7 protein-coding genes are annotated in these 8657 nt (G+C 69.9%); 3 read left to right on the top strand and 4 right to left on the bottom strand.

Annotated features, from left to right (window positions below):
- Positions 1 to 329: 329 nt before the first annotated feature.
- The 4 genes from ACQYVW_RS00035 to ACQYVW_RS00020 all read right to left on the bottom strand — a co-directional run bounded on the left by ACQYVW_RS00035 (position 330) and on the right by ACQYVW_RS00020 (position 5646).
- Positions 330 to 1400, bottom strand: a complete 1071-nt coding sequence (locus ACQYVW_RS00035) for a class III poly(R)-hydroxyalkanoic acid synthase subunit PhaC (protein ID WP_434934229.1) — start codon at positions 1398 to 1400, stop codon at positions 330 to 332.
- Position 1401: 1 nt separating this feature from the next.
- Complete coding sequence (gene phaE, locus ACQYVW_RS00030; protein ID WP_434934230.1) at positions 1402 to 2754, bottom strand: class III poly(R)-hydroxyalkanoic acid synthase subunit PhaE; 1353 nt, start codon at positions 2752 to 2754, stop codon at positions 1402 to 1404.
- Between the two features lie 60 nt (positions 2755 to 2814).
- Positions 2815 to 3435, bottom strand: coding sequence for a CDP-alcohol phosphatidyltransferase family protein (locus tag ACQYVW_RS00025; RefSeq protein WP_434934232.1), 621 nt, complete (start codon positions 3433 to 3435; stop codon positions 2815 to 2817).
- 393 nt (positions 3436 to 3828) lie between these two features.
- On the bottom strand, positions 3829 to 5646 hold the full coding sequence (locus tag ACQYVW_RS00020) for a 3-hydroxybutyrate oligomer hydrolase family protein (protein WP_434934233.1): 1818 nt from the start codon (positions 5644 to 5646) through the stop codon (positions 3829 to 3831).
- Between the two features lie 121 nt (positions 5647 to 5767).
- On the opposite strand from ACQYVW_RS00020, the gene ACQYVW_RS00015 reads away from it, so the two are divergent.
- The 3 genes from ACQYVW_RS00015 (at position 5768) to ACQYVW_RS00005 (ending at position 7823) form a co-directional block, all read left to right on the top strand.
- Positions 5768 to 6571, top strand: a complete 804-nt coding sequence (locus tag ACQYVW_RS00015; RefSeq protein ID WP_434945622.1) for a 3-hydroxybutyrate dehydrogenase — start codon at positions 5768 to 5770, stop codon at positions 6569 to 6571.
- A 120-nt stretch (positions 6572 to 6691) separates the two neighbouring features.
- The gene (locus ACQYVW_RS00010) at positions 6692 to 7147 is read left to right on the top strand and encodes a GNAT family N-acetyltransferase (RefSeq protein WP_434934235.1); all 456 of its coding nucleotides are present in this window, start codon (positions 6692 to 6694) and stop codon (positions 7145 to 7147) included.
- Positions 7148 to 7157: 10 nt separating this feature from the next.
- The gene (locus ACQYVW_RS00005) at positions 7158 to 7823 is read left to right on the top strand and encodes a response regulator transcription factor (RefSeq protein ID WP_434934236.1); all 666 of its coding nucleotides are present in this window, start codon (positions 7158 to 7160) and stop codon (positions 7821 to 7823) included.
- The last annotated feature ends 834 nt before the right edge of the window (positions 7824 to 8657 follow it).

Here is an 8657-nt window from a genome sequence, read left to right as displayed (position 1 = left end):
GAATCCGGTCAGGCGCAGCCTGTCGGGGTCAGCGGGCCTTCGCAGCGAAATCAAGGAGGAGGCGTGCGCCACCGGCACAGGCCGGGGGACATTCGCGGAGAAGGCCCGCTGACCCCGGCAGGCCATCAGATCGCGATGCAGCACATCGAAGACCTCGCACACGGCGCATTACCGGCCCACCGCAGACCCGCGAAGGCCCACCAGTTCGCGATGCAGATGAGCGACCCCCCTGAAATCCGCTCGCAATCGCCAAGCCGTAACCGCACCAACGGCCGCTGCCGCCGCCGCTATCGCCTGCGACGAGGGTCGGGTCCGACTGCCGGCCCCGCTCAGCGCGCCCGCTTCGCCAGCCAGTCGTGGATCGCGGTGGGCACTTCCTTCTGCGCCCGGCCCGAAACGTAGATGCCGATATGCCCGCCCCGGAACGAGAGCTCCGAGTAGTCGCCGGTCCCGACCACGCCCTCGAGCGCACGCGATGCATCCGGCGGCACCAGGTGATCCTGCTCGGCGTAGATGTTGAGCACCGGCATGTCCACGAAGCCCAGGTCCACCTCGCGTCCGCCGATGTCGATGCCGCCCTCGAGGAAACCGTTGCCCTGGTAGAACTGCTTGATGAACTGGCGGAAGGCCTCGCCCGCCTGATCGGGCGAATCGAAGATCCACTTCTCCATGCGCAGGAAGTCCTCCAGCGCGCGCGGATCGTCCAGGATGTCGACCAGCCCCACGTACTTCTGCACGAACAGCCGCCACGGCTTCAGCGTGAGGTAGCAGAAATTCATCATGTCCGCCGGCACGTTGCCCAGCGTGTCCACGAACAGGTCCACGTCCATCTCGCGGGTCCAGTTCGAGAGCATGTTGTCCGGCGTGTGGAAGTCCACCGGGGTGACCATGGTGATCAGGTTCTTGACCTTGTCCGGGTGGAGCGCCGCGTAGCACAGCGAAAACGTGCCGCCCTGGCAGATGCCCAGCAGGTTCACCGCATCGCGCCCGCTGCGCCGGCGCAGCACGTCGACCGCGCCGCCGAGGAAGCGCTCGATGTAGTCCTCCAACGTGAGGTAGCGGTCGGAGCGGTCGGGATAGCCCCAGTCGATGATGTAGACGTCCTCGCCGCGCTCGAGCAGTCCCCGCACCAGCGAGCGGTCGGACTGCAGGTCGACCATGTAGGGTCGATTGACCAGCGCATAGCAGACCAGCAGCGGCACCTTCGCCGTCGGCGCCTTGGCGCCGACGTAGCGGTACAGCACCACCTTGCCGTCGCGCCACACCTCTTCCTTCGCCGTAGCGCCGTAGTCGTAGTCGCCGACCTCGCGCAGGCTCTGCAGGCCGGCGCCAAGCTTGTGCTGGAAGCGCATCGCCTCGTTGGCGAGCGCATCGGGCGTGATCCCCAGGGGTCCTTCCATGTCAGCGGGCTCCTCGCCTGGACGCCGGGGCCGCATCGGGCGGCAGGGGAGCGTCGGGGATCGGGATGTGGCTGGTGAATCCGTTGGTCGGCGCGCGGCGTGCGCTCACGCTGGGGCGCGGCGCCAGCTTGCGCGCGGCACGCCCGGCGGGCTTGCCCGTCGCACGCGCGTTGGCCGGCCTGGCGGCTTTCGCTGCCTTCGCCGCCTTCGCCGCCTTCACTGGCCCCGGTGCCTTTGCTGTCTTCGCCGCCTTTGCCACCTTGCTCGCCCTGGTCGCCTTGCCCGGCTGGCGGTCTGCGGCCTCATCCGCGGCGGACGTGGACGTCGCGGTCGAAGACGCTGTCCTCGAAGTCGACTTCCGCGGGGACACTGGCGCGCCCGCAACACGCCCCTTGGCGCCAGGCCTTTTCTGCCCCGCTCCGCCATCTGGGGCCGGGGCCGGTCGCGGCCCGCCATCCACGGCATCGCGCAGGCGCCGCAGTGCCCGCTCGAGTTCCACGATCTTGCGATGCGCGGCATCGACCTCGGTGCGCGTGGGCATGCCCAGGGTGGTGCACACCTGCTCGACCTGGCGCTGCATGCCCGCGCGCAGTCGCATCTGCGCATCCACCAGTTGCCCATAGGCCTGGCGGAACTCCGCCGACAGCGCGATCTCGGCGTAGGCCTCCTCGGCCGCGTCGATCCACAGGTCGAACAGGGCACGCGCAGTCTCGATCGGCTGGCCCGATTCCGCCTTTGCCGCCAGCTTGTCCTCGAACAGGGCGAACGCCCGCTGCGAGGCCTTGAGCATCAGTGCGTTGTAGGCGCTGTTGCTCTCGTCGTATTCGACCAGGGCCTGGGCGAGTTGCTGCAGGCGCTCCTGGTGTTCGCGGCCCACGCCGAAGGCAGGCATGCGCAGCCACGACATGCCCTCGCCCCGCACCGCATCCAGCCACGGCCTGGCGTCGCCGACCCACTGGTCCAGCCCGGCCAGTCCCTGGCCGCGCATCGAGCGCAGCATCTCGGGGAAGGGATTGGCCCCGGCCGCGCCGAGCGCCTGCTTCCAGGCCTGGGTGATGTCGGCCGCGCTGTGGTCCCGGCCTGCGAACTGGGCGGCCACCTGCTGCATCTGCCCGTACCAGTCGCGCGCCTGGATGTTGAACCGCTCCAGCACGTCATTGATCCCGCTGCGGCTGCCGTGGGCGTAGCGGGTCCACCAGTCGATCGCCTCCTGCCAGGCGTGCGCGCCGGACTGCCCGCCGCCCGCGGCGGGCCCGCGCAGCGCATCGCCCCACGCCGCCCAGTACTGGCGCGCCAGCCGCTCGAACTCCTGCGCCTGCCCGCCCGCGCCCATGCCGGAACCCTGGTTCAACATGCCGTCCTCCTGTCTCGCCCGATCATAGCAACGGCAGGTGGCCGTCCGGCGTCGCGTGGATCAGAACTTGGGGATGCGGATGGTCTTGCTGATCATGAGCGACCCCGACAGCGCGTACACCAGCACCAGCGGGTGCAGCTGCCACGGCCCGAGCTGCCACTGGCCGAACCAGATGTCGGCGCCGATCGACCCCTGCCAGGCGGCCACCGCCAGCGCGATCACGATCGCCAGGCTGGTCGGGATGGGCGTGCCCTCGAAATACTTCACCTTGTCGCCGCCGTCCGCGAGCGTCTCGGCGGTGACGTTGTAGCGCGCCAGGCGGCTGACGCCGCAGCCGACGAAATAGCTCAGCACCAGCCAGTCCCAGCCGCCCTGCAGGCCGCAGGCGTAGCCCAGCGCGGCCGGCGCGACGCCGAAGGAGATCACGTCGGCCAGGGAGTCCAGTTCGCGCCCGAGCGTGGAGGCGACCGTGCGCCAGCGCGCGATGCGGCCATCGAGCGCATCGAAGATGAAGGCCAGCGGGATCAGCGCCATGCCGATCATCAGGTCGCGCACCACGCCGTCCTGCAGGAAGCGCATCGCCGCGAACACCGCCCCGGTGCCGCAGACCGCGTTGGCCAGGGTGAACCAGTCGGCCAGGTGGAAGTCGCGCAGCATGGAGAAGTGGCGGGGTCTGGACATGGCTCGCCTGCGTGGACAGCGGGAAACCAGAGTGCCAAAAGCGGCGTGAGGATGACAGCGTCGCGCCCGGTGCGAGGCGGCGGCCAGCCGGAGCCGACGCATGTTCCGGCCGGGCCGCGCGACGCGACGCGCCACGGTTGACGCCGCTGCGGTTGCTGGCTTGCCGGCGATGGCCCGGCTTGGCCTGGGCGCGTCGCGCCGGCGGATGTCACCTGCGTGGCAGGCTCGCTGGCATCAACGCCGCAGGCATCGGCAGAGGAGCATTGCGCCCCCAGCCCGCTTGCAGGGGAACGCCTGGGCGGGGATCGTCGGCAGCGACGGACGGGGCAGCCGTCGCGACGTCATGCACCCCATGAGGGGCAGGCCGACCTGCACCCGCCCCACCCTGCGGGATCAGGGAATCGCGAGGTGCCTCGCCTCCAGCGCGTTGCCGGCCCCGCGCGGCGTCGTTTCGACGATCGCATCCGTGGGCAGGTCGCCGGCGCCGTCCAGATGCGCCGACACGCGATCCAGCGCCGCATACACATAAGGCAGCAGCGGTACGTAGCGCGCGGCGTAATCCGGCAGGCCGAGGAAGCCGTCGAAATGCTGCGCATGGCGCACCTGCCAGAAGCGCACGTCGCGCCCGGCCGCCTGCGCCGCGGCCACGTAAGGCACGCTGCTGAAAGCCATCGGCACCAGGCCGTCGTCGGCGCCGTGGATCACCATGACCGGGAGCCCCTTGCGCGGCATCTGGGCGCGGGTGCCGGCGATGCCGGCCTGCACGCGCCGCGCATCCTCGCCGTCGCCGCCGTTGAGCGCGCGCAGGCACTGCAGTCCCGCGAAACCGAAGTCCGGTGGCGCCAGCGCAGGATCCACCAGGCCCACGGCGGCGCCCGGCGGGATGCCGCTGGCATCGCTCCACCAGGCCGCCTGCTCGGCCGCGGTGGCGGCACGGGCGCGATAGTCGGGCGTCTGCGCGGCAAAGCCGAAGCCGCAGGGGTGCTCGCCCACGCCATAGCGTCCATAGGCCGAGGCGTAGGTGGCCGCGACCGCGCGCCACAGGTCGAAACCGGTCGACAGCACGCCCGCCCGGATCGCACCCTCGGTCCAGCCGGATGCCAGCATGCGCTCGTAGGCCGAACGGGCCTGGGCAGCCGCATCCGTTCCGTCCACCAGACCCGCGGCCGCCAGCGAGGCGCAGCGCGCCGTCCACAGCGGCGCGACCTGGGCGGTGAGCGGCGGCTGCGGCAGCCCCTGCAGGTGCAGCTGCGCGCACGGCATCAGCAGCGCGGCTTCGGTGGTGTAGTCGTAGAGGCTGCGGGCCCCGGGCGCATCGACGTACACGTTGGGTTCGCCCGCGACCACCGCATCGAGCCAGTCGTCCTCCAGCTCGGCCGCGCGCAGCACCGCGCCGCCGCCGTTGGAGATGCCCACCGCGATGATCCGCGTATTGTCGAAGGTGAAGGGCGCCGCCTCCGGCAGGGCCTCGTCCAGGGTGTGCAGCGCGAACTCCGCGGCCTGCCGCACGTGGCGGCCCCAGTCGGCCTCGGGGTTGTCCTTCGAATGGGCGTGCTTGATGGCCACGCCCGAAGCCCCGACAGGCGCATCCGGCACGAAGGCCAGGCCGGGCGCACCGAGTGCGGCGCGCGTGCCGTCGACCGCGGTACCGCGCTGCGTGTCGAGGTCGAAATAGTCGGTGCCCGCGCCCTTGTCGGTATAGGCCACGGCGCAGCCCCTGGGCAGGCCCCAGGCCCCCGCCACCGCAATGGATCCATAGATGCCGCGCGAGCCCGACGAGGCCGTGACCACCACGCAGCGCTTGCCGGCATCGAAGGCATCCGGCAGTTGCAGCATCACCCGATGCGGGTACCGTGCGCCCGGGACGGTCGCATAGGCGTGGAACTCGCGCCCCGGGATCGCGGCCAGGCTGCCGTAGAGCTCGCCGTAGCCGCCGCCCGGCGCCAGGTCGGCGATGCCGCGCCAGTTGCTCCACACCGCCCGGCGACGCAGTTCCTCCGCGGTCGGGCGGGCGGGATCGGCGAATGCCGGCGGCGCCATCGCGCGCAGGCCAGCCAGGCCCAGGCCTGCGGTCAGCAGGTCGTCCTGGCCACGGTGCTCGCTGCTGCGCTGGGCGTCGAACACGGCTGTCTCCGCTGGCCTGGTGCGCGGCGCGCCCGCACAGGCCACCAGGCTGGCCGCAAGGGCCAGCACGCACATCTTCCCGATCATCGATGAATTGTTCATGCCGGCACGTTAGCAGCCGCTCCGGACCGCTTCATCGTACTTTGGTACCACGCTGCCGGTACGCGCGCCTGCTACCTTGATCGCAGCCCCCCATCCTGCGCATCCCATGAACGACCGCTTCCTCGAAGGCCGCACCGCACTGGTCACCGGCAGCACTTCCGGCATCGGCCTGGCCATCGCCAGGGCCCTGGCCGCCCACGGCGCGCGCGTGGCCGTCAACGGGCTGGGCAGCGAAGCCCAGATCGCCGAGGCCGTCGCGTCCGTGCGCGACGCCGGCGCCCCGGACGCGCGCCACTTCGGCGCCGACCTGCGCGATCCCGACCAGATCGAGACCATGCTGTCGGCCATCGCCGCCTGGGCGCCGATCGACGTGCTGGTCAACAACGCCGGCATCCAGCACGCGGTGCCGCTGGCGCAGATGCCGGTGGAGAAGTGGAACGACATCATCGCCATCAACCTCAGCTCGGCCTTCCACACCATGCGCCTGGCCATGCCCGGTATGGCCGAGCGCGGCTACGGGCGCGTGGTCAACGTCGCCTCGGTGCACGGCCTGGTCGCTTCGAAGGACAAGGCGCCGTATGTGGCCAGCAAGTTCGGGATCGTCGGCCTGAGCAAGGTGGCCGCGCTGGAATACGCCGCAGCCGGCAGCCGCGACAGTGGCGGCGTCACGGTCAACTGCATCTGTCCGGGCTGGGTGGAAACGCCCCTGATCGAACCGCAGATCCAGGCCCGCCGCAACGGCGGCAGCCGCGACGACGGCGTACGCGCCCTGCTCTCGGAAAAGCAGCCCAGCCAGCGCCTGTCGCTGCCCGAGGACATCGGCGCAATGGCGGTCTGGCTGTGCCGGCGCGAAGCCCACAACGTCACCGGCACCGCCATGCCCATCGACGGCGGCTGGACGGCACAATAGCGAAGGCCGGATCTGCGCACGCGTCAGCCCCATCGCTGTGGCGCGAGCCATTCCAACGCTTGCCGGGACCCGGCGGGGGGACGCCCCGATCACCCGCAGCCCATCCTCGCGCCCTGCCCCATGCACATCCGCCCCGCCAATCTCGACGACCCCGCGTTCGCGACGCTGATGCACCAGCACGCCGACGCGATGGCCGCTACCGCTCCGCCCGAAAGCCGCCACGCCCTCGACCTGAGCGGCCTGCGCCAGCCCGGAGTGCGCGTCTGGACCCTCCATGACGGTGATCGCCTTGCCGGCTGCGGCGCGCTGCAGCACCTCGATGCCCAACACGTCGAGATCAAGGCCATGCGCACCGATCTGGACTACCTGCGCCGAGGCGTGGCCAGGACCATGCTCGCCCACCTCCTCGCCGAAGCCCGCGCCAGCGGCTATGCCCGCGCCGGCCTGGAAACCGGCTCGATGGCGTACTTCGAACCGGCCCGCCGGCTGTATCTCGCCGCGGGGTTCGCGCCTTGCGCGCCGTTCGGTCGCTACGTCGAGGATCCCAACAGCACCTATCTCAGCCTCGTGCTGTAACCATCGCGCAATGCCCACCCTGCTGATCGCCGACGACCACCCCCTGTTCCGCGCCGCCCTGCGCGGCGCCGCCGCGGATGCCGCGCCCGACGTGGACACCTGCGAAGCCGAATCGCTGGACGGCGTTCTGGCCCTGCTGGAATCGCGCGACGACATCGACCTGGTCCTGCTGGACCTGCACATGCCCGGCAACCACGGCCTGGCCGGCCTGGCCGCCATCCGCGCCCAGCACCCCGCCGTGGCCGTGGTGCTGGTCTCGGCCAACGAGGATCCCGCCATCGTGCGCCGTGCCCTCGACCATGGCGCGGCCGGCTACATTCCCAAGAGCGCCGGCCTGGACGAGCTGCGCGACGCCATCCGCACCGTGCTGGCCTGCGAACAATGGTTGCCCCCCGCCCTGCGCGCAGCCGTCACCCGCACCCAGTCGGCCCCCGCCGACGCCGAACTCGCCGCGCGCCTGGCCAGCCTCACCCCGCAACAGTTCCGCGTGCTGACCCTCGTCGCGCAAGGCCTGCTCAACAAGCAGATCGCCGACCGCCTCGACATCCAGGAGCGTACGGTCAAGGCCCACCTGTCGGTGATCTTCGAGAAACTCGGTGCACGCAACCGCACCCAGGCCGGGGTGATCCTGCGCGAGCTGGAGATCGGCGACCCGAGCCGGCAGGTAGCGGGTTAACCAGCCCAAGCCCTGCAGCCCGCTGCACCGCCTAGTTCTGTCCACCCAACCCGCCGAGCCCGCTGGTTATCCGGCGGGCCAGATCCTCGGACGCCTGCGCAGCGCCGGAACTTGTCGCGACCGGCTGGCAACGTCGCCATACTTCGGACAACGCCAGGCGGCAAACCTGCCACCATCTACCCTGCCGATATCGCCGCCCCAGTGCCGTGATAACCCATATGGCGGGCGCCATACCGCATACCGCAGGCAAGCCACAGAGCGACCATCGGGGCGAACCGCGCCAACCGGTTGAGTAGACGGGGTTTTTCCATATTGACCCGCCTGACCCGTCCCACCCAGAATCGGTGCTACACGGACCGCATCGGTCTAATAGCAGTTAGGTGTGCGGGCGCGAGCGTCGCAAAATTTGAGATTCAGAACAAGCAAGCTATGTGTGCCGCATTGGCAGACATCCGCTCACTGACTCTGGAGTAGCAAAGCAATGCCAAACTTCATTCTCAACTCGAACACTCAGTCCAACGGCGACAGCGAGGTTCATAACACCACGAGCGGCTGCTCTTTCATGCCAAATTATTCAAGTCAGATTGATCTTGGTTGGCATGTGGATTGTAGCGGCGCCGTAGCCGAGGCTAAGCGCCGCTATCCTGCGGCTAAGGTCAACGGCTGCTACTACTGCGCAAACTCTTGCCACACTACTTGAACGCGTGGGCCGCACACCTAACAATTCATTCAAGCCGAACTTGTCCGCTAGCGCGGCCAAGTCGGCTTAATTCAGCAACTGTCTTGAGGCGCGCCGCTCAAGCCAGTGCCAGGGCCTCGCTCCGCAGCTCGTCG

Origin of the sequence: Luteimonas campi (assembly GCF_051162505.1) — a bacterium.
Taxonomy (GTDB): Bacteria; Pseudomonadota; Gammaproteobacteria; order Xanthomonadales; family Xanthomonadaceae; genus Luteimonas.
The sequence above is the reverse complement of the archived record's forward strand: the minus strand, read 5'-3'. Positions and strand labels throughout refer to the sequence as shown.

What these genes read in the sequence shown, in the direction of transcription:
- phaE (WP_434934230.1), bottom strand. Translation starts at nt 2,754, where the DNA reads ATGTTGAACCAGGGTTCCGGCATGGGCGCGGGCGGGCAGGCGCAGGAG.
- ACQYVW_RS00010 (WP_434934235.1), top strand. Translation starts at nt 6,692, where the DNA reads ATGCACATCCGCCCCGCCAATCTCGACGACCCCGCGTTCGCGACGCTG.
- ACQYVW_RS00015 (WP_434945622.1), top strand. Translation starts at nt 5,768, where the DNA reads ATGAACGACCGCTTCCTCGAAGGCCGCACCGCACTGGTCACCGGCAGC.
- ACQYVW_RS00005 (WP_434934236.1), top strand. Translation starts at nt 7,158, where the DNA reads ATGCCCACCCTGCTGATCGCCGACGACCACCCCCTGTTCCGCGCCGCC.
- ACQYVW_RS00025 (WP_434934232.1), bottom strand. Translation starts at nt 3,435, where the DNA reads ATGTCCAGACCCCGCCACTTCTCCATGCTGCGCGACTTCCACCTGGCC.
- ACQYVW_RS00020 (WP_434934233.1), bottom strand. Translation starts at nt 5,646, where the DNA reads ATGATCGGGAAGATGTGCGTGCTGGCCCTTGCGGCCAGCCTGGTGGCC.
- ACQYVW_RS00035 (WP_434934229.1), bottom strand. Translation starts at nt 1,400, where the DNA reads ATGGAAGGACCCCTGGGGATCACGCCCGATGCGCTCGCCAACGAGGCG.